The 22,024-nt window shown below is 61.2% G+C and carries 20 protein-coding genes and 1 pseudogene; 13 read left to right on the top strand and 8 right to left on the bottom strand.

The window, feature by feature from the left end; genetic code table 11:
- Nucleotides 1-11 precede the first annotated feature (11 nt).
- Entirely contained in the window at nucleotides 12-791 is a 780-nt protein-coding gene (locus AC0IXA_RS12195; RefSeq protein WP_471813211.1) for an IclR family transcriptional regulator, read from the bottom strand.
- A gap of 163 nt (nucleotides 792-954) precedes the next feature.
- Between AC0IXA_RS12195 and hmgA the strand changes: the two genes are divergently transcribed.
- The 3 genes from hmgA to maiA are packed head-to-tail and all read left to right on the top strand — an operon-like array spanning nucleotide 955 to nucleotide 4,215.
- On the top strand, nucleotides 955-2,259 hold the full coding sequence (gene hmgA, locus AC0IXA_RS12190; RefSeq protein ID WP_471813209.1) for a homogentisate 1,2-dioxygenase: 1,305 nt from the start codon (nucleotides 955-957) through the stop codon (nucleotides 2,257-2,259).
- Between the two features lie 3 nt (nucleotides 2,260-2,262).
- A complete protein-coding gene (gene fahA, locus AC0IXA_RS12185) occupies nucleotides 2,263-3,567 on the top strand; it encodes a fumarylacetoacetase (protein WP_471813207.1) in 1,305 nt (434 codons plus the stop codon).
- 12 nt (nucleotides 3,568-3,579) lie between these two features.
- Nucleotides 3,580-4,215: a maleylacetoacetate isomerase gene (maiA, locus tag AC0IXA_RS12180; protein WP_471813205.1), complete on the top strand. Its 636-nt coding sequence runs from the start codon at nucleotides 3,580-3,582 to the stop codon at nucleotides 4,213-4,215.
- Between the two features lie 141 nt (nucleotides 4,216-4,356).
- Here maiA and AC0IXA_RS12175 read toward each other — a convergent pair whose 3' ends face one another.
- Nucleotides 4,357-5,160, bottom strand: a complete 804-nt coding sequence (locus tag AC0IXA_RS12175; protein ID WP_471813203.1) for a SirB1 family protein — start codon at nucleotides 5,158-5,160, stop codon at nucleotides 4,357-4,359.
- 184 nt (nucleotides 5,161-5,344) lie between these two features.
- Here AC0IXA_RS12175 and AC0IXA_RS12170 point away from each other — a divergent pair, with 184 nt between their 5' ends.
- Nucleotides 5,345-6,364: a Glu/Leu/Phe/Val dehydrogenase family protein gene (locus tag AC0IXA_RS12170; protein WP_016771635.1), complete on the top strand. Its 1,020-nt coding sequence runs from the start codon at nucleotides 5,345-5,347 to the stop codon at nucleotides 6,362-6,364.
- A gap of 171 nt (nucleotides 6,365-6,535) precedes the next feature.
- Here the strand turns inward: AC0IXA_RS12170 and AC0IXA_RS12165 are convergent.
- Nucleotides 6,536-6,790: pseudogene (locus AC0IXA_RS12165) on the bottom strand (YebG family protein); the annotation flags it as partial.
- 336 nt (nucleotides 6,791-7,126) lie between these two features.
- Between AC0IXA_RS12165 and AC0IXA_RS12160 the strand changes: the two are divergent.
- Nucleotides 7,127-7,627 carry a phosphate-starvation-inducible protein PsiE gene (locus tag AC0IXA_RS12160; RefSeq protein WP_016771633.1) on the top strand — a complete coding sequence of 167 codons (501 nt, stop codon included), beginning with the start codon at nucleotides 7,127-7,129 and terminating at the stop codon, nucleotides 7,625-7,627.
- On the opposite strand, the gene AC0IXA_RS12155 is transcribed toward AC0IXA_RS12160, so the two are convergent.
- Complete coding sequence (locus AC0IXA_RS12155; protein WP_341639115.1) at nucleotides 7,624-7,941, bottom strand: DUF3509 domain-containing protein; 318 nt, start codon at nucleotides 7,939-7,941, stop codon at nucleotides 7,624-7,626. The genes AC0IXA_RS12160 and AC0IXA_RS12155 overlap by 4 nt on opposite strands.
- A gap of 263 nt (nucleotides 7,942-8,204) precedes the next feature.
- Complete coding sequence (locus tag AC0IXA_RS12150) at nucleotides 8,205-9,581, bottom strand: L-serine ammonia-lyase (protein WP_471813201.1); 1,377 nt, start codon at nucleotides 9,579-9,581, stop codon at nucleotides 8,205-8,207.
- Nucleotides 9,582-9,716: 135 nt separating this feature from the next.
- Here AC0IXA_RS12150 and AC0IXA_RS12145 point away from each other — a divergent pair, with 135 nt between their 5' ends.
- Both AC0IXA_RS12145 and AC0IXA_RS12140 read left to right on the top strand, forming a co-directional pair.
- Nucleotides 9,717-10,664 carry a LysR substrate-binding domain-containing protein gene (locus AC0IXA_RS12145; RefSeq protein ID WP_123443455.1) on the top strand — a complete coding sequence of 316 codons (948 nt, stop codon included), beginning with the start codon at nucleotides 9,717-9,719 and terminating at the stop codon, nucleotides 10,662-10,664.
- 200 nt (nucleotides 10,665-10,864) lie between these two features.
- Nucleotides 10,865-11,272, top strand: a complete 408-nt coding sequence (locus AC0IXA_RS12140) for an HPF/RaiA family ribosome-associated protein (protein ID WP_016771629.1) — start codon at nucleotides 10,865-10,867, stop codon at nucleotides 11,270-11,272.
- 313 nt (nucleotides 11,273-11,585) lie between these two features.
- Here AC0IXA_RS12140 and fecA read toward each other — a convergent pair whose 3' ends face one another.
- The 3 genes from fecA to AC0IXA_RS12125 form a co-directional block, all read right to left on the bottom strand.
- Nucleotides 11,586-13,919 (bottom strand): TonB-dependent Fe(3+) dicitrate receptor FecA, encoded by a 2,334-nt coding sequence (gene fecA, locus AC0IXA_RS12135; protein WP_471813199.1) that lies wholly within the window; start codon nucleotides 13,917-13,919, stop codon nucleotides 11,586-11,588.
- Nucleotides 13,920-14,008: 89 nt separating this feature from the next.
- Complete coding sequence (locus AC0IXA_RS12130) at nucleotides 14,009-14,941, bottom strand: DUF4880 domain-containing protein (protein ID WP_471813197.1); 933 nt, start codon at nucleotides 14,939-14,941, stop codon at nucleotides 14,009-14,011.
- Complete coding sequence (locus AC0IXA_RS12125) at nucleotides 14,938-15,468, bottom strand: sigma-70 family RNA polymerase sigma factor (protein WP_471813195.1); 531 nt, start codon at nucleotides 15,466-15,468, stop codon at nucleotides 14,938-14,940. Before AC0IXA_RS12125 ends, AC0IXA_RS12130 begins: the two co-directional genes overlap by 4 nt.
- Before the next feature lie 146 nt (nucleotides 15,469-15,614).
- Between AC0IXA_RS12125 and AC0IXA_RS12120 the strand changes: the two genes are divergently transcribed.
- The 6 genes from AC0IXA_RS12120 (at nucleotide 15,615) to AC0IXA_RS12095 (ending at nucleotide 22,022) form a co-directional block, all read left to right on the top strand.
- Nucleotides 15,615-15,920 carry a DUF3649 domain-containing protein gene (locus AC0IXA_RS12120; RefSeq protein WP_041479671.1) on the top strand — a complete coding sequence of 102 codons (306 nt, stop codon included), beginning with the start codon at nucleotides 15,615-15,617 and terminating at the stop codon, nucleotides 15,918-15,920.
- Nucleotides 15,917-17,500, top strand: a complete 1,584-nt coding sequence (locus AC0IXA_RS12115) for a PepSY-associated TM helix domain-containing protein (protein WP_471813193.1) — start codon at nucleotides 15,917-15,919, stop codon at nucleotides 17,498-17,500. Before AC0IXA_RS12120 ends, AC0IXA_RS12115 begins: the two co-directional genes overlap by 4 nt.
- On the top strand, nucleotides 17,500-17,826 hold the full coding sequence (locus AC0IXA_RS12110) for a DUF3325 domain-containing protein (protein WP_122610800.1): 327 nt from the start codon (nucleotides 17,500-17,502) through the stop codon (nucleotides 17,824-17,826). Before AC0IXA_RS12115 ends, AC0IXA_RS12110 begins: the two co-directional genes overlap by 1 nt.
- 1 nt (nucleotide 17,827) lies before the next feature.
- Nucleotides 17,828-18,394: an RNA polymerase sigma factor gene (locus AC0IXA_RS12105; RefSeq protein WP_071174434.1), complete on the top strand. Its 567-nt coding sequence runs from the start codon at nucleotides 17,828-17,830 to the stop codon at nucleotides 18,392-18,394.
- Nucleotides 18,391-19,380: a FecR family protein gene (locus AC0IXA_RS12100; RefSeq protein ID WP_471813191.1), complete on the top strand. Its 990-nt coding sequence runs from the start codon at nucleotides 18,391-18,393 to the stop codon at nucleotides 19,378-19,380. Before AC0IXA_RS12105 ends, AC0IXA_RS12100 begins: the two co-directional genes overlap by 4 nt.
- Nucleotides 19,381-19,592: 212 nt before the next feature.
- On the top strand, nucleotides 19,593-22,022 hold the full coding sequence (locus AC0IXA_RS12095) for a TonB-dependent siderophore receptor (RefSeq protein ID WP_471813189.1): 2,430 nt from the start codon (nucleotides 19,593-19,595) through the stop codon (nucleotides 22,020-22,022).
- Nucleotides 22,023-22,024: the final 2 nt, after the last annotated feature.

Raw genomic sequence — 22,024 nt, 5'->3', positions numbered from 1 at the left:
ATAAGCATTACCTAACTTTCGTAACCCATGCGCCAACTCACGGCCCGCGTCGCAGCCAACAACCGCTGCGCCGCCGGGCCGTTTTCGTCGGCGTGGAACAGCGAGGTCGGGCCGACGATGGTCAGCACCGCAGCGATCTGCCCGACCGCGTTGAACACTGGCGCAGAAAGCGCATCCACACCGGGCATCAACAAACCATGCACGTGATGCAGACCGCGTTCGCGGATCTGTTCACACAGCGCTGCATAGGCTGTTTCATCCTTGAGCGGATGCTCCGCGACAGCGATTTCCTGCTCGCGCAATTCATCGGTTTCCCGGTGCGGCAGGTAAGCGCTGAACACCAGCCCGGTGGACGAGCTGAGCAGCGGCAGCACCGAACCCAATTGCGTCACCACCGTCACCGCGCGCACCGCCGGTTCGATATGCACCACGGTTGCGCCCTGATTGCCCCACACCGCGAGGAAGCAGGTTTCGTTGAGTTCATCGCGCAACTCGGACAGCGGCAGGGCAGTGACCTTAAGCACGTCCATGCTGTTGAGTGCGGCCAGGCCCACCCGCAGCGCTTCGCGACCGAGGCCGTAATGGTTGGTGGCGGCGTTCTGTTCGGCAAATCCCGAAGCAATCAACGCCTGCAGATAGCGATGTACCTTGCTCGCCGGCATCTGCACGTGTTCGGCCAGACGCGACAGCGAAGTCGACGGTGACAACTCGGCCAAAGCCTTGAGGATGTCGGTGCCGACCTCGGCGGAGCGGACTTTCTGTTTGCCGTTGCTGTCGCTGGTTTTTTCCATGGGGCTGGCGGTTCCGGTTCGAATGGGCGTCTTTATAGCTTGACGCTGGATAGCGAGCAAATTACGTTATGCGTAATCAGATTACGATAATAACAACCCCGGCGTGCCGAGACCTCTGAGCCAGAGCGATGGGCCATTGCCGACTCCCTGTTCAGGAGGCTCCATGAACCTCGATTCAACCGCGCAGGACCTGGTTTACCAGTCCGGCTTCGGCAACGAATTCAGCACTGAAGCGTTGCCCGGCGCGCTGCCCGTTGGCCAGAATTCCCCGCAAAAAGCCCCGTACGGCCTGTATACCGAATTGTTCTCCGGCACCGCCTTCACCATGCCGCGCAGCGAAGCGCGCCGCACCTGGATGTACCGGATTCAGCCATCGGCCAACCACCCGGCGTTCGTCAAACTGGAACGGCAACTGGCCGGCGGACCGTTGGGTGAAGTGACGCCCAATCGCCTGCGCTGGAATCCACTGGAGCTGCCGACCGAACCGACGGATTTCATCGATGGCCTGATCAGCATGGCGGCCAACGCCGGCGCCGAGAAACCGTCCGGCATCAGCATTTATAACTACACCGCCAACCGTTCGATGGAGCGGGTGTTCTTCAACGCTGACGGTGAAATGCTGCTGGTGCCGCAACTCGGTCGCCTGCGTATCGCCACCGAACTGGGCGTACTCGAAGTGGCGCCGCTGGAAATCGTCGTGCTGCCGCGTGGCCTGAAATTCCGCGTCGAATTGCTCGACCCGCAGGCACGCGGCTACCTCGCCGAGAACCATGGCGCGCCGCTGCGCTTGCCGGATCTAGGACCGATCGGCAGCAACGGTCTGGCCAATCCACGGGATTTCCTCACCCCGGTCGCCGCCTACGAAAACCTCCAGCAACCGACCACCCTGGTGCAGAAATTCCTTGGCCAGTTGTGGGCCACCGAACTCAATCACTCACCGCTGAATGTGGTCGCCTGGCACGGCAATAACGTGCCGTACAAATACGACCTGCGCCGTTTCAACACCATCGGCACAGTGAGTTTCGATCATCCCGATCCTTCGATTTTCACCGTACTGACCTCGCCAACCAGCGTGCACGGTCTGGCCAACCTCGATTTCGTGATCTTCCCGCCGCGCTGGATGGTCGCCGAAAAGACCTTCCGGCCGCCGTGGTTCCATCGCAACCTGATGAACGAATTCATGGGCCTGATCCAGGGCGAATACGACGCCAAGGCTGAAGGCTTCGTGCCCGGCGGCGCGTCGCTGCACAGCTGCATGAGCGCCCACGGCCCCGACGGCGAGACCTGCACCAGGGCGATCAACGCCGAGCTTGCACCTGCAAAAATCGATAACACCATGGCCTTCATGTTCGAGACCAGCCAGGTGCTGCGCCCAAGCCGTTTCGCCCTCGACTGCCCTCAATTGCAATCCAGTTATGACGCTTGCTGGGCCTCGCTGCCCGCCACGTTCGACCCGACCCGGAGATAACCCATGACACAGAATCCCATCCCCCGCAGTTGGGTCGCTTCGGCCAACGGTCACAGCGATTTCCCCTTGCAGAATCTGCCGCTGGGCGTGTTCAGCCTCGAGGGTTCTGCGCCGCGCGCAGGCGTGGCGATCGGCGAGCACATCTTCGATTTGCAGGTGGCGCTTGAGGCTGGTCTGTTCGACGGCGTCGCACGCAGTGCGGTGGAAGCCATGCACGGCGGGCAGTTGAACGCGTTCTTTGAAATTGGCCGTGAGGCGCGGGTTGCCCTGCGCGAACGCCTGATCGAACTGTTCAGTGAAGGCAGCACCCTGCGCGGCAGCATCGAAGCGCAAGGCGCGAAAGTCTTGCCACTGGCTGCCGATTGCCAGATGCACCTGCCGGCGCGGATCAGCGATTACACCGACTTCTACGTCGGCATCGAGCACGCGCAGAACGTCGGCAAACTGTTCCGTCCGGATAACCCGCTGTTGCCGAACTACAAGCACGTGCCGATCGGTTACCACGGTCGCGCTTCCACAGTGCGAGCGTCCGGCACCGACGTGCGCCGGCCGAAAGGCCAGACGCTGCCGGCCGGGCAGACCGATCCGGTATTCGGTCCATGCGCGCGTCTGGATTACGAACTTGAACTGGGCATCTGGATCGGCCAGGGCAATGAGATGGGCGAGCCGATTGCCATCGGTGACGCTGCCGAGCACATCGCCGGTTTCTGCCTGCTCAACGACTGGTCGGCGCGGGATATCCAGGCTTGGGAATACCAGCCACTCGGGCCGTTTCTGTCGAAGAGTTTCATCACCAGTGTTTCGCCCTGGGTGGTGACGGCCGAAGCGCTTGAGCCGTTCCGCACGGCACAACCGGCGCGCCCCGACGGTGATCCGCAGCCGCTGCCGTATCTGCTCGACAAGCGTGATCAGGACGGCGGCGCCTTCGACATCGAACTGGAAGTGCTGCTGCGTACCGAAGCCATGCGCGAGCAGAACCTGCCGGCCCATCGCCTGACCCTGAGCAACACCCGCTACATGTACTGGACCGTCGCGCAAATGGTCGCGCACCACAGCGTCAACGGCTGCCAGTTGCAGGCCGGTGACCTGTTTGGTTCGGGCACTTTGTCCGGCCCGGAAAACGGCCAGTTTGGGAGCTTGCTGGAGATCACTGAGGGCGGTAAGAAACCGATCGAACTGGCTTCCGGCGAAGTGCGCAAGTTCCTTGAGGACGGTGACGAAATCATCCTGCGCGCCCGCTGTGCCCGCGAAGGTTTTGCCTCGATCGGCTTCGGCGAATGTCGCGGCACCGTGATCGCTGCGCGCTGACAGGAGCGGCTTATGGATCTCTATGGCTATTACCGTTCCACTTCGTCGTACCGGGTGCGCATTGCGCTGGCGTTGAAGGGCCTCGATTACCAGGCGCTGCCGGTCAACCTGATCGCACCGTCGGGTGGTGAACATCGGCAAGCGGCGTATCTGGCGCTCAATCCCCAGGGCCGGGTGCCGGCCTTGCGCACTGATGACGGCGCGCTGCTGATTCAGTCGCCGGCGATCATCGAGTATCTGGAGGAGCGTTATCCACAGGTGCCGTTGCTGCCGGATGATCTGCTGGCGCGCGCGCAGGTGCGCGGCGTTGCGGCGGTAATCGGCTGCGACGTGCACCCGCTGCACAACGTCAGCGTGCTCAATCGCCTGCGCCAGGCGGGGCAGGATGAAACGCAGGTGGTGGAGTGGATCAGCCATTGGATCAGCCAAGGGCTGGCAACGGTGGAGCAGTTGATCGGCGACAGCGGTTTCTGTTTTGGCGAATGGCCGTGCGTGGCAGATGTGTATTTGATTCCGCAGTTGTATGCGGCAGAACGCTTCAATGTTTCGCTGGAGGCTTACCCGAAAATCCGCCGCGTTGCTGCGCTCGCTTTGGAACATCCAGCGTTCATCAAGGCCCATCCCGCCAATCAACCAGATACCCCTTAATGATCGTTCCCACGCTTTGCGTGGGAATGCATCTCGTGACGCTCTGCGTCACATTGGACGCAGAGCGTCCGGGGCGGCATTCCCACGCGGAGCGTGGGAACGATCAACAATCGCGAGCAGGCTCACTCCTACAAAATCTGGTCAATGCACGACGGAGTTGGGCGGCAGATGGCCGAGGCGTTCGGTCAGGCGCAGGCGCTGGATCGGGTCTTCACTGAGCATCAGCGCGTGCTCAAGGTCGAAGCGCTCGGCGTTCGGGCAGTCCAGCCGTTGATACAGACTGGCCCGGGCCATGTAATCGGAGGCCTTCGCATCGCCCAGTTCGAGCACTCGTTCTGCGTCGATCAGCGCGGCGATGTGATCGTCGTGGGTCAGGTGCAATTGGCGCAGGTTGCGTGACAGACGTTGCAGCATCTGCACCGGCGTTGCGCTCAGCAGATGCTCGGCGCTGAGCTGCATGTTCGGCCCGTATTGGCGTTGCAACAGTTCGCGACAGTCGTTGGGATACAAGCGTCGCCCGCCGCAAGGGTCGAGCAAGTGGTCGGCGCCGGGTACCCGCAACAGGAAATGCCCGGGGAAGTTGACCCCGACCAAAGGAATTTCGAGGCCATGCGCCAGTTCCAGTGCAATCAACGCCAACGCCAGCGGCTGACCGCGCTGGGTGTGCAACACACGATGCAGCAGCGCCGCCTGCGGGCGCAGCGGCAGGAAATCATCCTGCGCGAAACCGAGATCGACCATGCGCCGCAACAGCGGTTGCGCCAGTTCGCTGACCGGCAGCATCGGCAGGCCATAGCTGACGCGTAGTTGCAGATCCTTGAAGGTGCGCAACCATGCCTCGGGCTCGAGGGTTTTGTCGTGCTCGGCACTTATCCACAGCGCAGCTTCCAGCAGGGCCGGCGGTGAACGATGCAGGCATTCGAAAAAGCGTTGGCGCGCACTCATCTGAATCTCCCTCCAATGCCTCGTTTTAGCCCCGTCCGGGTTGTTCGTCCAGTGCCGGGCGCGTTGAGCGCGAGTTATAGCGGCGCAACATTGTCCGCTCGGCGGCTCATGCCGGTGCGCGCCAGCAATTTTCAGGGGCAAGCCTATACTGGCGTTCTACAAGAAGTGATTCGGGAGCCTGTCGATGTTCGCTCTCATGCAAAGCACTCGCCTGGAATCGCTGCACTTGAGCGTGGACCCGGTCACCGGGTTGAAGGCGGTCATTGCCATTCATGACAGTCGCCTGGGGCCAGCCCTGGGCGGCTGCCGTTACCTTGCCTATCCCAACGACGAATCTGCGGTCGAGGACGCCATTCGCCTGGCGCAAAACATGAGCTACAAAGCGGCGCTCGCCGGCCTCGCGCAGGGCGGCGGGGTGGCGGTGATCGTGCGCCCGGCCCATGTCGAGAATCGCGCCGCGTTGTTCGAGGCTTTCGGCCGTTGCATCGAGCAGCTCGACGGCCGCTACATCACCGCCATCGACAGCGGTACTTCAGTGGCGGACATGGACTGCATTGCCCAACAGACGCGGCATGTCACCAGCACCACCTCGGCAGGCGACCCGGCACCGCATGCGGCCATGGGCGTGTTCACCGGCATTCGCGCCACGGCGATGGCGCGTCTGGGCAGCGACAACCTCGAAGGCCTGCGCATCGCGATTCAGGGGCTTGGCAACGTCGGTTATGCACTGGCCGAGCAACTGCACGCAGCCGGCGCCGAGTTGCTGGTCAGTGACATCGACCACGGCAAGGTGCAACTGGCGATGGAGCAGCTCAATGCTCACCCGATCGCCAACGACGCATTGCTCAGCACGCCGTGCGACATTCTCGCGCCTTGTGGGTTGGGCGGTGTGCTCAACAGCCACTCGGTGTCGCAACTGCGCTGTTCCGCTGTGGCCGGTTCGGCGAACAATCAACTTTCCCATCTGGATGTGGCGGACCAACTGGAACGGCGCGGGATTCTTTACGCGCCGGATTATGTGATCAACGCTGGCGGGCTTATTTACGTTTCGCTGAAACATCGCGGGGAGGAGTTGCCGACGATTACGGCGCATCTGTCGAAGATCAGTTCGCGGCTCACGGAGGTCTTCGCCCATGCTCAGGCGGAAAAACGTTCGCCGGCGCGGGTGGCGGATGAGTTGGCCGAAAAGGTTTTGTATCGCTGAAACAGCAAAAGATCGCAGCCTTCGGCAGCTCCTGCACTCGGAATGCAGGAGCTGCCGAAGGCTCGGGCCGCGATCGGACGATCTTTCTGATTACTTCGGCGCTTTCGCTGCTTTGGCTGGCTTCGCCGGCGCCTCGTCAGGTTCTGCCGCTTCAGCTTTTTCGACAGGCTCGGCCGGCGCATTGATCAGCTCCGACAGCGCATCGGGCTGGCTCTTGAATGCCCGGGCGAACACATCACGATTCTTCGCCATGTAGATCCCGGCTTCTTCCACTTGCTGTTCGGTCAGGGACGGAACGGCTTTTTGCAGCACATCGGCCAGATATTCGGCCAGTTCGAGCATTTTGTCATGACGATCAGCTTCGGCTTTATCCATGAACAAGCGCTCCAGATCTCGGCTGCTGCGGTATACCACTTCGACGGCCATTCACCACCTCACATGCCTTCACGTTAAGTTGTCTTGACGACTACTGTATCCATATACAGCGAAAAGGATAAGCGAATCCCTGCGTCATGGGTAGTGGCTTTTCAATGTAGACCGGATTTGGCGTTTGTCAGGGGACGGGGTGGCTGCTATTCGCGAGCAGGCTCGCTCCCACAGAAACTCCAGCGGTGCGACCAAACGCCACGGCGCGGGATTTGCGGCGGATCGCCATGATGCGTGGCCCTGAACCTGCATGAAAACCGTTGCAACAAGGCGCGCGCGCAAAACCGTCACGTGCGATACGCATCATCCGCCCGAAACGGGCTAAGGAAACTCATCGTGAAAATAAACTGGGCCGAGAAATTGCGGCGTAACGTGCATCAACTGGCCGAGTCCCTGGGCAACCTGTTTGTCGAAACCTTCCACTATCTGGCGCTGTTCGCCATCGGTGCGGTGACGGCGTGGGCGGCGGTGATGGAGTTTCTCGGCATGCTCGAAGTCGGGCACATCAAGATCGATGACATTCTGTTGCTGTTCATCTATCTGGAACTGGGCGCGATGGTCGGGATTTATTTCAAGACCAACCACATGCCGGTGCGCTTTCTGATTTACGTTGCGATCACTGCACTGACGCGCTTGCTGATTTCCAACGTCTCGCACCACAACCCGCCGGACATGGGCATCATCTACCTGTGCGGCGGCATTCTGCTGCTGGCGTTTGCGATCCTGGTGGTGCGTTACGCCTCGTCGCAATTCCCTTCGGTGAAGATCGAGAACCCGCAGCGCAAGATCGGCACGGGTTCCAGCGAACATCCTGAAGTGGAGAAGGGCGAGCTCTAAAGGCCCGCCGCCTGGCCCGGCTGGCCTTCGACCCGTGGCGGTGGCGGGGTCAGCCCGGCGCCGCTAGTCATGGCCTCGAGAATCGACATGGCGCTGTGGCCCTGTTCGATGGCGATGCCAAACTGGATGCTTTGTACCAGCCGTTTCAAACGCTCGGGATCGTTGCGCTGTTCGGCGCTGATCATGCGCTTGGCCACGATGCGGCCGGCATTGGACAGGGTCAGCATGATGCTGCCGTCCAGGCCCTGAATGCTCAGATTGATCTGATAGTCCGGCGCGAAAGCATCGGTAATGATTTGAAATGGGTTGTCCATGATGCGTCACCGCCTGATTGAACGTGCAGTTGTTGACCGGCCATGATCCGATTTGGTTCGCAACACCAGACCACTGGCATCTCGTTCGCTGAGGTTTGCAATGTCCGTTTGCCTCAAGGGTGATATAGCAAGGGGCATGCCGGAAAAATTGTCGAACAATAAACACGGCGAAAAAAACGGCGAACCTCGGGGCTCGCCGTTTTTTGTGGCGCGTTTTCAGGGCAGGAATGAGCCGATGATCGCTGACAGTGCAGTCAGGCCGATCAGCACTCCACCCAGTTCACCGCCAGCCCGCCCCGCGAGGTTTCCTTGTATTTGTCGTGCATGTCGGCGCCAGTGTCGCGCATGGTGCGAATCACCCGGTCGAGGGAAATAAAGTGATTGCCGTCGCCGCGCAGAGCCATCTGCGTGGCGTTGATCGCCTTCACCGCCGCGATGGCATTGCGCTCGATGCACGGCACTTGCACCAGGCCACCGACCGGATCGCAGGTCAGGCCGAGGTTGTGTTCCAGGCCGATTTCGGCAGCGTTCTCCAGTTGCTCCGGTGTCGCGCCGAGGACGTCGGCCAGGCCGGCGGCGGCCATTGCGCAAGCCGAGCCGACTTCGCCCTGACAGCCGACCTCGGCGCCGGAGATGGAGGCGTTTTTCTTGCACAGAATGCCGACGGCGGCTGCAGCGAGAAAGAACGCGATGACATCATTGTCAGACGCATCCGGATTGAATTTCATGTAGTAGTGCAGAACCGCAGGAATGATCCCGGCGGCACCATTGGTCGGCGCGGTGACCATGCGCCCACCGGCCGCGTTTTCTTCGTTGACGGCGAGGGCGAACAGGTTGACCCATTCCATCGCCGACAGGGTCGAACTGATCACATTCGGTTTGCCGATTTCCAACAGGCTGCGGTGCAGTTTCGCTGCGCGGCGCGGTACTTTCAGACCGCCGGGCAGGATGCCTTCGTGGCGCAAACCTTGTTCGACGCACTCGCGCATTACTGACCAGATGTGCAACAGGCCCTGACGGATTTCGGTATCGCTGCGCCAGGCGCGCTCGTTGGCCATCATCAGTTCGGACACGCGCAGATTGTGTTGTTTGCACAGGGCGAGCAGTTCAGCGGCGCTGGAAAAATCATAGGGCAACACCACGTCGCTGGTTGGCGCCACGCCAGATTCGGCTTCAGCCGCTTCGACGATGAAGCCGCCGCCGACCGAGTAATAGGTTTGCGCGAACAGCTCGGCGCTTTCGCCAAAGGCGCTCAGCGACATGGCGTTGGGGTGGTAGGGCAGGCTCTCGTCGAGCAGCAGCAGATCGCTCTGCCAGTCAAAAGCAATCGAACGTTGACCGGCGAGGGACAGTTGCCCGGTTTCGCGCAGTTGCTGGATGCGTGGATCGATGGTCGAAGGATCGATGCTGTCCGGCCATTCGCCCATCAGGCCCATGACCGTTGCGCGGTCAGTGGCGTGGCCGACGCCGGTGGCCGAGAGCGAACCGTACAGGCGGATCTGCACGCGTCGCGCATCATTGAGCAGATGCTGATCGACCAGAGCCTGGGCAAAGGTCGCCGCTGCACGCATCGGACCGACGGTATGAGAGCTGGACGGGCCGATGCCCACTTTGAATAGATCGAAAACACTGATAGCCATGCTAAACCCTTACAAGCAATGGAGTAGGAATCGCTGCCATTTTTTGTCGGACAAGCGCAATGTCGGCGATACTGCCTGCCTCGGTTCGAGGTGACCAACGAAACCTCCTAAGACAGCCTTTAGCAGGACTAAACAATGAGTCGTCAATTGCATGCTCAGACCTATGTCTGGCTGCAGGTGTTTGCCTGTGCCGCGCGGCACCTGTCGTTCACCCGATGTGCCGAAGAGCTGCACATCACCCCGGGCGCGGTCAGCCAGCAGATTCGTCAATTGGAAGAGCGCCTGGGCTTTCGCCTGTTTCATCGGCGCGCGCGCGGCGTTGAGTTGAGTGCACAGGGGCAGCGGCTGGCGATTACCGTCAATGAAGCCTATGGCAGCATCGATGCGGAATTGCGCCGGCTGGACGCGGGGATGATCAGCGGGACTCTGCGGTTGCGCTCGATCCCGTCGTTTCTTGGCAAGTGGCTGACTCCGCGCCTGCCGCGCTTGCAGCAACGCTTTCCGGATATCCAGTTGCGCCTGGTGGCCGAGGACAGCAGCGTGCCACTGCATGAGGGCGATTTCGATCTGGCCATCGACCTCAACGATGGCAGCTACCCCGGATTGTTATCCACAGCCTTGCTCGACGAGCAGATATTTCCGGTGTGCGCGCCGAGCCTGCTGCGTGGGCGACCGCCGTTGCACGGGCCGGCCGATCTGATGCATTTCCCGTTGCTGCACGACATCACCGCCTGGCGTGGCAGTTACGAATATGCGGAATGGGAGTTCTACCTGAACGCGATCGGCTTCGAAGGCGCCGATGTGCGACGCGGCCACACGTTCAATCGCAATCACCTGACCATCGAAGCGGCGATCGCTGGCATGGGCGTGGCGATTGCCCGGCGCACGTTGCTCAACGATGAGCTGGAGCGCGGCACGTTGATCGTGCCGTTCGGCTTGTCGGTGCCTAACCATAAACGCTATGTGCTGCTGTATGCGCCGGGGGCGTTGAGCCATCCGGGCGTGCGCGCTGTGCATGACTGGCTGGTGGAGGAGGCGGGGATTTTTCGCAGTCTGCACCCGCTGAATGAGCAGCAGATGTGAGCAGATTTTTCTGCGGAGCGGGTCGACCCAACTCCCGACATTAACAGCGCCTCGCTCGGTTGTCCGGCTTTTTTTGCGAATGAATATTTTTCTTTTTTCAGGGGTTGAAATGTTCGGCAGTCGGGCCGATTGTTGTAACCAGGAGGTCAGGAAATTCACTTCAAGGCCTCCAGCGAGCTAGCTGAAATAAGGGATGAACTATGCAAATCCAAGTCAACAGCGATAACCATATTCAAAGCAGTAAGCGACTGGAGGAGTGGGTACGTACAACTATTGAGAGCACGCTCGACCGTTATGAAGAAGACCTGACCCGTGTCGAAGTCCACCTGAGCGACGAGAACGGCGAGAAACCAGGTCCCCATGACTTGCGCTGCCAACTGGAAGCGCGGCCAAAAGGCCACCAACCGATTTCCGTGACCCATAAAGCCGATTCGCTGGAACAGGCGATCGACGGTGCCGCCGAGAAACTCGAGCACAAACTGGATCATCTGTTCGGCAAACTGCGAGGTAAACCACGCGCCGCTGTAGTGCCATTTACCGGCAAGGCCAACGACAAGCTGTTGGCGGAAGAATTTGACGAGAATGAACAGGCAGCGATCAACAGTTGATGCGCTGATTTCACAAGTGGCTAAGGAGAACGGGCCTGCTGTTGCAGGCCCGTTTTTTTATTTGTGGTGTTGGTGATTGCTCGCAGGGTTTAAGACCGTAGCCCCTCATCGGAACGCCGCCCGCCCAGCCCTCTCCCGAGGGAGAGGGAGCCGACCGTGTCTGCAGAAGTACGTCGACCTGCAAGTCCGAGTCGATTATGGATTCCGTACGGCACTTTCCGGTCGGCGTATTTATCGAGCATCCCCCAATCAGTCCCCTCTCCCCCTGGGAGAGGGTTAGGGTGAGGGGCTTTTGATCTTCAATGGGCTGCGGTCAGAACGCCACCGACGTCTGCACATAAACCGTCCGCGGCTCTCCCACGTACTTGCCCTTGTTGTTGTCATCGAACGAGCGTGTGAAGTACTGCGTGTTGAAGATGTTCTTCACCCCCACCGCCACATTCAAATCCGACAGTTGCGGTCCGAAGTCATACCCGGCGCGGCTGCTGAACAGCATGTAGCCGGGGATCTTGCCGGTGCTGCCATCGGCGCTTTCCCTCGAAGTGTTGGCGTTGTCGGCGAACTGGTCGCTCTGGAAGCTGCTGTCCAGATTCAGCTTCCATGGCCCTTCGGTATAACCGACGCCAATCGTGCCTTTGTGCTTGGAGGAAAACGGCACGCGGTTGCCTTTGTTCGGCCCGTCCTCGCGGATGGTGGCGTCGACATAGGCGTAACTGGCGTAGACATCGAAACCGGCCAGCGCCGGGCTCAAGTCGTCGAGCGCGTAATTGACGCTGGTCTCGATGCCCTGATGGCGGGTTTCGCCGCGAGCGATCACCGAGTCGTTGGTCTGGTTGCTTTCGTACTGGTTGTCGAAGTTGATCAGGAATGCGCCGATCTCCGCGCGCAGGGCACCGTTGTCATAGCGCGTGCCGAGTTCCCAAGTGCGGGCCTTTTCCGGTTTCACTTCGCCGCTGCTCACGCGGTTGGGCATCTGGCTGTATTGCACGCTGCCGAACGAGCCTTCGGTGTTGGCATACAGGTTCCAGCTGTCGGTGAGGTGATAAAGCACGTTCAGCGCCGGCAGCGCAGTGTTGTAGTCGCCCTTGTATTTGACGTTGGTCAGGTTGTTGGTCTGTTGCGACTCGATCATCTCGTAGCGCACGCCCGGAGTGATGGTCCATTTGCCGATGTCGATGCGGTCATCGACGAAGAACGCATTGGCCTCGGTACCACCGCGAGTGTCGCGGTCGTTGCGGCTGCTGGTGGTCGGGTATTCGTTGGCGCTGATCGGCGTGCGATAACGCAGTTCGTGGCCGGCCTCGTTGATGTAGCGGTAGCCGACGCCGACTTCATGGCTGCTCGGGCCGAGGTCGAAACCTTGGGCGAAACGGGTTTCCAGACCACGTACCCAATACTCGCGCGGCGACAGCGAAAGGAATGTGCCCTGATCGAGATAACCGCTGCGCAGGGTTTTGGTGAAGAAGGTGTTGGCGGTGAATTCGCGACGATCTTCCTGATAGCGATAGCCGAAGTTGAACATCGTCCGGCGCCCCCAGAACTGGTCTTTCGGCCGCGTCGATTGATACGGATCGGCATCGTAATCGGCGACGTTGAGACCGCCGGGCATGTCGGCCTTGCCTTCGTAATACTGGGCCATGGCGTTGAAGCTGTTGGCCTCGTCGAGCTGATATTTGCCCTTGAGGATCAGGTCGTCGATCTCGGTATTGCTGTGTTCGCGCCAGTCACCGCCACGGGTGCCGGAGTACAACAGCGCACCACCGAGGCCGTTGGCGTTGGTGCCGCCGGCCAGCAGATTGGCGCTGGTCTTGAAACCGTCGTGGCTCGACGATGGGCTGGTTTCAGTCTGGAACCCACCCTTGACCGTTGGCTCGTCAGGAATCGCCCGGGTCACGAAGTTGACCACGCCGCCGACGTTCTGCGGGCCGTAACGTACCGCACCGCCGCCACGCACCACGTCCACCGCATCCATGTTGCCCATGCTGATCGGCGCGAACGACAACTGCGGCTGACCATACGGCGCGAACGGTACCGGGATGCCGTCCATCAATACTGTCGAGCGTGCGGCCAGGCGTGGATTCAAACCACGAATGCCGAAGTTCAGCGCCATGTCGTGGCTGCCGGTGCCGTTGTTCTCCGGCGCATTCACACCGGGGATGCGGTTGAGCACATCGCGGGCCTGGGTCGCGCCCTGGCGTTCGAATTCTTCGCGGCGGATCACATCACGCGCCCCGGGGTGTTCGAAGACATTGATCTGCGCCGCGTCGCCGAGCCAGTCGCCGACCACGGTCGAGGTGCCCAGCTCCAACGCCGCGTCAGCCAGCGGTTGCAGGCTGAAGGCATTGTCGCCTTCGGCGCGGGCTTGCAGGCCGGTGCCTTCGAGCAAGGCTTCGAGGCCTTGTTGCGTCGTGTAATTGCCCTCCAGACCCCGGCTCTGCACACCGCTGGTGACTTGCGAGCCAAAGGAAATCAGCACGCCGGCTTCACGGCCAAACTGGTTCAGCGCGGTTTCCAGCGACGCCGGGGCGATGTGATAAACCTTGGTCTCGGCGCCCAGCGCAGCGGGCAGGGCGGTGAAACTCAGGCTGGCGCCGAGCAGCAGATTGCGCAGGCTGCGGGCCAGTGGGGTAAGGCGGGTGGGCTGCATGTGGATGATCCTGAGAAGGTGGAATCAAGGGGGCTTTCCTTCTCTGTCACGCCAGATCTGAAAAACGGCTCATGGTTTTGGCGTTTTTTTTACACCCGCGCTTCGACGCTCACCCAATAACGGGTAAACCGCTTCACTTTGACCGGCAGACTGATCTGCAACAGGTCGAGAATCCGCTCGCTGTCATCCAGTGGATACGTCCCGGAAATCAGCAGATCGGCAACCTGGCTGTCGCACCGCAGCTGCCCGCGCCGGTAACGGCCAAGCTCTTCGAGGAAATCGCCGAGGCGCATATGGGCGGCGACCAGCATGCCGTCAGTCCACGCAATGCTGTTGGCGTCCAGGGGTTTGGGTTCGCTGACGGAGCTGGCAGTAAAACTCAACTGCCGCGCGACCGGCAGCAGCAGGGGTGCGCGCTGGCTGGCGATGAGTTCGACTCGTCCTTCGAACAGGGCGATCTGCGTGCGATCAACAAACTGCCGCACATTGAGGCGCGCACCTTGGCTTTTCAACACGCCGTGTGCCGTGCGTATCTCGAACGGATTTGCAGCGCTCAACAGCATTTCGCCCTCGAGCAGACGAATCCACCGCTGCGCACCGTCAACATCAACCGAGCTGGCGGTATTGAGCTGTAACGAATCGGCATCGCCCAAGGCAATCTTGCGCCGCTGGCCGACCGGCGTGCGGTAATCGGCGAGCAGCGACGGCAACGGCGTGTGCTCGCGCATGCCCCAGGTCGCCGCTGAGCCGGCACCGAGAATCAGCAACATTTTCAGCGCCTGACGGCGGCTGCCGGACTTCGGTCCGTTCAACGCGGCGTGGGCCAACGGCGACGACACGCCGCGTAGGCGCTGGTTGACCCGTTGCATGTGTTCCCACGCCCGGCGGTGTTCGCTGTGTGCATCCAGCCATTGTTGCCAGGCCTGTTGCTGGCGCGGGGTCGGCTTGCCCTGCTGCATTTCCAGCAGCCAGTGCACCGCCTGTTCGGCGACTTGCGCGGAGAAATCCGGCACCCGATTCACAGGGCGAAATAGCAGCGCATGGCCGCTTTGTTCAAATGGCGTTTGACCGTGGCCACCGAAATACCCAGTTCTGCGGCGATCTGTGGATAAGTCAGACCATCGACCTGAGCGAGCAGGAATGCGCGTTTGACCTGGCGCGGCAAACCGTCGAGCAGTTCATCGAGTTCGACCAGTGTCTGCAGGATGATCGCTTTGTGCTCTTCCGACGGCGCGACCATTTCCGGCATTTGCGCCAGCGTCTCGAAGTAGGCGCGTTCCACATCCTGGCGCCGGTAATGATTGAACAGCACGCGCTTGGCCAGGGTGGTGAGAAAGGCGCGCGGTTCGATGATCACCGGTGGCTCGCGAGCGGTCAGCACCTTGATGAACGTGTCCTGAGCCAGATCCGCCGCGCTGTCGGGGCAGCCGAGCTTGCGCCGCAACCAGCCGGTGAGCCAGCTGTGATGAGCGTGGTAGAGCGATTCGACGGGATGGGCGGGCGGCAACGAAATGACTCCGGACGCAAAACTAGCGTAGAGAACTTGCATTAGAGAACAAGAACGTTTCGCATTGTAGAGGCTGACGACAGTGTCCGGCAATCAGATGCTTTTGCGTATGAGAATATTTATCATTAATATTGCTCGCCTGTAGATTCGGCTTGTCGGCCGAACGTTTTTCGTTTCAGGGTCGAAACATGAAAGGCAAACTCGCCACTCTTCCCATGTCCTATCGTCTGGCCGTCACTTCGCGAGTGCTGGCGGCGATTTTCGGCGGCTATCTGGTGGCGGCGCTGGCCAGTGTCACCCTGACGTTGTGGCTGCCGCTGAACCGCGCCGAAGCGGTGGTCACTGGCATGACCGTGTCCTTTCTGGTCTATCTGGTCGCAGTGCTCTGGTGCTTTGCCTGCCGCAGCGCGTGGTCGGCGTGGGTCGGCCTGTTGGTGCCGAGCGTGATTCTCGCCACCGTTTCCGGTGCCGCGCGCGGTCTGGGGCTGGCATGAAAGAGGGCTTCCGGCAGGCGATGGCATGGCTGCACACCTGGACCGGGCTGGTGTTCGGCTGGTTGCTGTTCGCGATTTTTCTCACCGGCACGCTCGCTTATTTCAAAGATGAAATCAGCCACTGGATGCAGCCGGAAATCGCTGCACATTCGCTTGATAGCGAAGCGAGCCTGGCGCTGGCGCAAGATTATCTGCAACAACACGCCGCCGGCGCCTCGCGCTGGCTGATCGATTTGCCCGATGCCCGCGACCCCGGCCTGACGGTGCGCTGGCAACAGGCGCCGGGCAAACCCGGCGAGCGCGGCCGCTTCGAATCCCGAACTCTCGACGCTCAGACCGGGACCGAGGTGCAGGGCCGCGAAAGCATGGGCGGCGAGTTCTTTTACCGCTTTCACTTCCAGTTGCAGTTGCCTTATCCGTGGGGCCGCTGGCTGGCGACCCTCGCCGCAATGGTGATGTTCGTTGCGCTGATCAGCGGCATCATCACCCACAAGAAAATCTTCAAGGACTTCTTCACCTTCCGCCCGCGCAAGGGCCAGCGTTCCTGGCTCGACGGGCATAACGCCGTGGGCGTGCTGGTGCTGCCGTTTCACTTGATGATCACTTACAGCAGCCTGGTGATTTTCATGTCGATGGTCATGCCGGCCAGCATCGTTGCCTCTTACGGCAGCGACGTGCGCAAGTTCTACGACGAAGTCTTTCCCGCCTCGAAGACGCCCGAGCGCGCCGATGTCGCCGCACCGCTGACCGCCATGGCGCCGCTACTGGCCAAGGCCAGCGAGCAGTGGTCGGGCGGCCACACCGCGCGCCTGTCGGTGAGCAATCCGGGCGATGCCAGCGCTACGGTGGTGCTGTCCCGCGCGGGCGATCGGGTGGTGCATGATTTCGGCCGGGCGGTGACGTTCAACGGCGTCACCGGACAGCTTCTGAGCAGTACCCCCGATCAACCGATGGCGATGGCGGTGGGTGGCGCGTTTTATGGTTTGCACATGGGCCATTTCGCCGGGCCGCTGTTGCGCTGGCTGTATTTCATTTGCGGACTGGCTGGCACGGCGATGATTGGCACCGGGCTGGTGATCTGGCTCGGCAAGCGGCAGCTCAAGCACGTGAAAAGCGCGGCGCTGCCGTTCGAATTGCGCCTGGTCGAGGTGCTGAATATCGCCAGCATGGCCGGCTTGGTATCGGCGGTGGCGGTGTTCTTTTTGGCCAATCGACTGCTGCCGGTGAGTCTGGCAGGGCGGGCCGATTGGGAAGTGAATGCGTTCTTCATAGCCTGGAGTCTGAGCGTGGTGCACGCGGTGTTGCGTCCGGGGCGCAAGGCGTGGATCGAACAGCTGACGCTCGGCGCCGCGCTGTTTATCGCGGTGCCGCTGATCAATGCGCTGACCACGCCGTGGAATCTTGGCGCCAGCCTGATGCAACGCGACTGGGCACTGGCCGGATTTGATCTGACATGTCTGGCGACGGGGCTTTTTCTCGGCTGGGCTGCGCGCAAGATGCAGCGTACGGGCGACTCCGTCAGCGTTCGCAAAGCAAGTCCTTCGCCTCGCTCGATCACAGTCGAACAGGGGGCCAACTGATGCTGCTGGCCCTGTTGCTTACTTACGCCGGCTTCACCGCGTTGTGCCTGTCGATGCCACGTCATCACGCCGAATTGCTCGGCGCCAAACCGTCGACGCGCCGCCGTCAGGGTCTGGCGTTGGCGGGATGGCTGTTGCTGGCGCTTTCGCTGTGGGCAGCGGTCGCGGCCAGTGGCTGGAGTTTCGGTCTGGTCGACTGGTTCGCGGTGCTGATGCTCAGCGCTTTGGCATTGGTGCTGTTGCTGCCGTATCGCCCGCGTCTGGCCATGGCACTGGCCGGGTTGAGCCTGCTGGCGAGCCCGGTCGCCGCATGGGCGCAGTGCTGAAGTGCTGATCGGTCTGCCACCGGAATCGCGTGACGATGAAGCGCGTGGCGCGCGTGCGCATTTTCTTCAGGTGTTTCTGTCCCAGCGTGCGCAAATGGAGGCGCTGGTGAATCGGCGAGTCGGTTGTCGGGCGACGGCGGCGGATCTGGTCCAGGATCTGTTTTTGCGCTTCTGGCGGCGGCCGCTGGTCCAGGTCGAAGAACTCAGCACTTATCTGCTGCGCTGCGCCGGCAACATCGCCATCGATCATTTGCGCAGCGAAGGCACGCGCACGCGGGTCAACGAAGGCTGGCAGCCGGACGAACCCGACAGCCATGGCAGTGAGCCCCAGGCTGCACTCGAAGCCGGCAATGATCTGCGCCACGTCGAAGCAGCGTTGCGCGCCTTGCCGGAGCGTACGCGGCAGATCTTTCTGCTCAATCGCATTCACGGGCGCAAGTACGCCGACATCGCTAAGGCCATGGGGCTTTCCCAAAGCGCCGTGGAAAAACATATGATGCGCGCCCTCGAGGCCTGCAAGGCCAGCCTACGCGACCCCGCGCCACGCCTGCCAGGGAAAGCACCGTGAAGCCATCCGATCCGATCACACCGACGCCGGCCCAGGAGCAGGCCGCGCTGGCCTGGCTGAGCCTGTTGCATGACCGCCCGAGCACTGGCGATCAACTCACCTTCAGCCAATGGCTGCGCGCCGACCCGGCCCATGCCCAAGCGTATGCGCAGGCGCAGGTGGTCTGGGAACTCAGTGAGGGCCCGGCGCGCACATTGGCCGATGAAGATGCGCTCGCGCTGCAAGGTTATCTGCAGGCGATGGACGCCCCGCGTCGTTCGCCGTTGTTGCGTTGGTCAGGCGCGCTGGCGCTGGCCGCGTGTCTACTGTTGATGGTCAGCCTCGGCACGGGGTGGCAGGCGCAGCGCTGGCTCGACGATCTGCGCGCTGATCATGTCTCGGCACCTGGGGAAATTCGCACGGTGACACTGGCCGATCAGTCGCAAGTGACGCTGGATGCCGACAGTGCGATTGCCGTGGATTTCAGTCACGGTCAGCGACGCGTGAAATTGATCAGAGGTGCTGCTTTCTTCAGCGTCACTCACACTGGCGATCCGTTTGTGGTGGCGGCGGAGCAGGGCGAAGCGCGGGTGCTCGGCACGCAGTTCGAAGTGCGCCGGCAACTCCACGGCGCGCAAGTGACGGTGTTGTCCGGACGTGTCGCGGTGACGGCGGACGAGCACGGTCAACAACAGATTCTCACTGCTGGTCAGCAAGTTGCTTATGCCGACGGCACTGCGGAAAAACTGCATGCCGTGGACAGTGAAGCGCAACTGGCCTGGCGTCAGGGTTGGCTGACTTACTACAAGACCACGCTGGCCGAAGTCGTCGAGGATCTGCGCCGCTATTACCCGGGGCGGATTGTGCTGCTCAACGATAAGCTGGCGGCGCGCAAGGTCAGCGGCAGCTTTCCGAGCAAGGACCCGCAGGCGGTGCTCAATTCGCTGCAGGGGGTATTGGGATTTGAGCAGCATCGGGTGATGGGGCAGCTGATTATTCTGCGCTGAGGCTGTCGGCCTCTTCGCGAGCAGGCTCGCTCCCACAGGGAACGCATTCCAAAGGTGGGAGCGAGCCTGCTCGCGAAGGCGTCAGCCCAGGCAACAAATTCCCCGAAAAATATTTTCAAATTAAAGGTGAGGTAACCCCGAGCCCCATCCGTGTAGTGACTGAAACTGCGAGCCATTCGCATCCGTTGCGGTTCTACACAGGTCATTGAGCAATGAAGTCCAGGGCAAAATCCGGTTCGGTCAAACAGTGGTTGGGCATGTCGGCGTTGAGTTTTTCCGCGTTGGCGTTGCTGCCGATGAATATCGCGCTGGCGGCAGAAGCGGTGAGCAATCAGGCGCAACAGCAATTCAATTTTGCCCTCGCCGCCAAACCGTTGCCGCAGGCCCTGAGCGACTTCAGCCGTGTGACCGGACAAAGCGTGGTCTATACCGACGAAGCGCCGTACGGCCTCAATGCTCCGGCAGTCAACGGCCAGATGAGCGCCGAGCAGGCCCTGCAACGCCTGCTCGGCAACTCCGGCCTGAGCTTTCGCCGCACCGACAGTCACACGTTGGCGCTGGAGCCGATGCCGACCGCAGGCGCACTCAATCTCGGCGCCACCACCATCACGTCCACGCGCGACGAATCGATGAGTTATCAGCCACCGGAAACCAGTTCGGTGATGCGCTCATCGGCGTCGCTGCAAGAAACTCCGCAGACGGTCAATGTCATCCCGGCGCAGGTCATTCGCGATCAGGCGCCGCGCAATCTCGACGACGCGCTGGCCAATGTCAGCGGCATCACCCAGGGCAACACCTTGGGCAGTACCCAGGACTCGGTGATGACGCGCGGCTTCGGCGACAACCGCAACGGCTCGATCATGCGCGACGGCATGCCGCTGGTGCAGGGCCGTGGCATGAACGCGACCGTGGATCGCGTCGAAGTGCTCAAGGGCCCGGCCTCGTTGCTCTACGGGATTCAGGATCCGGGTGGTGTGGTCAACCTGGTCAGCAAGAAGCCGGAACTGACCCAGTACAACGCCGTGACCGTGCGCGGTTCGAGCTACGGTGACGGCAAGAACGGCAGCGGCGGCGCCTTCGACAGCACCGGGGCGCTGGGCGACTCCGGCTTCGCCTATCGCATGGTCGTCGATCATGAAGACGAAGATTACTGGCGCAACTTCGGCACCCATCGCGAGATGCTGATCGCACCGTCGCTGGCTTGGTACGGCGAGCGCACCAAGCTGCTGTTCGCCTACGAGCACCGCGAGTTTCTCACCCCCTTCGACCGTGGCACGCTGATCGATCCGCGCACCAACCATCCGCTGGATATCTCGCGCAAGCAGCGTCTCGATGAGCCGTTCAACGACATGGAAGGGCGCTCGGATCTGTACCATTTCGAAGCCGACCACGAACTGAACGACGACTGGAAAGCCCACTTCGGCTACAGCTGGAACCGTGAAACCTACGACGCCAGCCAGGTGCGCGTGACGGCGATCGACACCAACAAAGGCACACTGACCCGCAGCATGGACGGCACCCAGAATGCGATCAGCACCGATCGTTTCACCACCGCCAGCCTCGAAGGCAAGGTGAATGTACTGGGCATGCAGCATGATCTGGTGTTCGGCGTCGACGACGAATATCGCAAGATCTACCGCGAGGATCTGATCCGGCAGAAAAGCCTGACCACGTTCAGCTATCTCAACCCTGTGTATGGCCGCGAAGTGATGGGCACTACGGTGAGTGCGCCCGACAGCGCGCAGACCGACAAACTGCGCAGCGATTCGCTGTTCCTGCAGGATTCGATTCACCTCAACGAGCAGTGGATTCTGGTCGCTGGCGGACGTTTTCAGGAGTACGACCAGTACGCCGGCAAAGGCGTGCCGTTCAAGGCCAACACCGACAGTAATGGGCAGAAGTGGGTCCCGCGCGCCGGTCTTGTGTATCGCTACACCGACGCGCTGTCGTTCTACGGCAGCTACACCGAATCGTTCAAACCCAACTCGACCATCGCCCCGCTGAGCGGCAGCAGTACCGTGCTCGACGGTAGCATCGCGCCGGAGGAAGCCAAGTCGTGGGAGCTGGGTGCGCGGCTGGATATGCCCGGCAGCATCACCGGCAATATCGCGTTGTTCGACATCAAGAAACGCAACGTACTGGTGGCCAATTCCGAAGGCCCGACAACGATTTACAGTGCGGCAGGCGAGGTGCGTTCACGCGGGCTGGAAGTTGACCTGAGCGGGCAGCTCAGCGAGCACTGGAACCTGATCGGCAGCTATGCCTACACCGATGCCGAAGTCACCGAAGACCCGGCATACAAAGGCAAGCGCCTGCAGAACGTAGCGAAGAATTCCGGCTCGCTGTCGGCGGTGTATGACTTCGGCAATGTGTTTGGCGGCGATCAGTTGCGTGTCGGGGCAGGGGCGCGGTACGTCGGCGAACGCGCAGGCAATGCGGTGAATGATTTCGATCTGCCGAGCTACACCGTGGCGGATGCGTTTGCCACTTACGACACCATGGTTGAAGGGCAGAAGGTCAAGTTTCAGTTGAACGTGAAGAACCTGTTTGATCGCACTTATTACACCTCTTCGGCGAGCCGCTTCTTTGTGTCGATGGGGGATTCGCGGCAGGTTTCGCTTTCCAGCACGCTGGAGTTTTGAGT

It is taken from the genome of Pseudomonas sp. AC083 (genome assembly GCF_979253165.1).
The sequence above is the reverse complement of the archived record's forward strand: the minus strand, read 5'-3'. Positions and strand labels throughout refer to the sequence as shown.

Coding starts and splice junctions, on each gene's coding strand:
- AC0IXA_RS12195 (WP_471813211.1), bottom strand. CDS start 791: ATGGAAAAAACCAGCGACAGCAACGGCAAACAGAAAGTCCGCTCCGCC.
- hmgA (WP_471813209.1), top strand. CDS start 955: ATGAACCTCGATTCAACCGCGCAGGACCTGGTTTACCAGTCCGGCTTC.
- fahA (WP_471813207.1), top strand. CDS start 2,263: ATGACACAGAATCCCATCCCCCGCAGTTGGGTCGCTTCGGCCAACGGT.
- maiA (WP_471813205.1), top strand. CDS start 3,580: ATGGATCTCTATGGCTATTACCGTTCCACTTCGTCGTACCGGGTGCGC.
- AC0IXA_RS12175 (WP_471813203.1), bottom strand. CDS start 5,160: ATGAGTGCGCGCCAACGCTTTTTCGAATGCCTGCATCGTTCACCGCCG.
- AC0IXA_RS12170 (WP_016771635.1), top strand. CDS start 5,345: ATGTTCGCTCTCATGCAAAGCACTCGCCTGGAATCGCTGCACTTGAGC.
- AC0IXA_RS12155 (WP_341639115.1), bottom strand. CDS start 7,941: ATGGACAACCCATTTCAAATCATTACCGATGCTTTCGCGCCGGACTAT.
- AC0IXA_RS12150 (WP_471813201.1), bottom strand. CDS start 9,581: ATGGCTATCAGTGTTTTCGATCTATTCAAAGTGGGCATCGGCCCGTCC.
- AC0IXA_RS12145 (WP_123443455.1), top strand. CDS start 9,717: ATGAGTCGTCAATTGCATGCTCAGACCTATGTCTGGCTGCAGGTGTTT.
- AC0IXA_RS12140 (WP_016771629.1), top strand. CDS start 10,865: ATGCAAATCCAAGTCAACAGCGATAACCATATTCAAAGCAGTAAGCGA.
- fecA (WP_471813199.1), bottom strand. CDS start 13,919: ATGCAGCCCACCCGCCTTACCCCACTGGCCCGCAGCCTGCGCAATCTG.
- AC0IXA_RS12125 (WP_471813195.1), bottom strand. CDS start 15,468: ATGCAAGTTCTCTACGCTAGTTTTGCGTCCGGAGTCATTTCGTTGCCG.
- AC0IXA_RS12120 (WP_041479671.1), top strand. CDS start 15,615: ATGAAAGGCAAACTCGCCACTCTTCCCATGTCCTATCGTCTGGCCGTC.
- AC0IXA_RS12115 (WP_471813193.1), top strand. CDS start 15,917: ATGAAAGAGGGCTTCCGGCAGGCGATGGCATGGCTGCACACCTGGACC.
- AC0IXA_RS12110 (WP_122610800.1), top strand. CDS start 17,500: ATGCTGCTGGCCCTGTTGCTTACTTACGCCGGCTTCACCGCGTTGTGC.
- AC0IXA_RS12095 (WP_471813189.1), top strand. CDS start 19,593: ATGAAGTCCAGGGCAAAATCCGGTTCGGTCAAACAGTGGTTGGGCATG.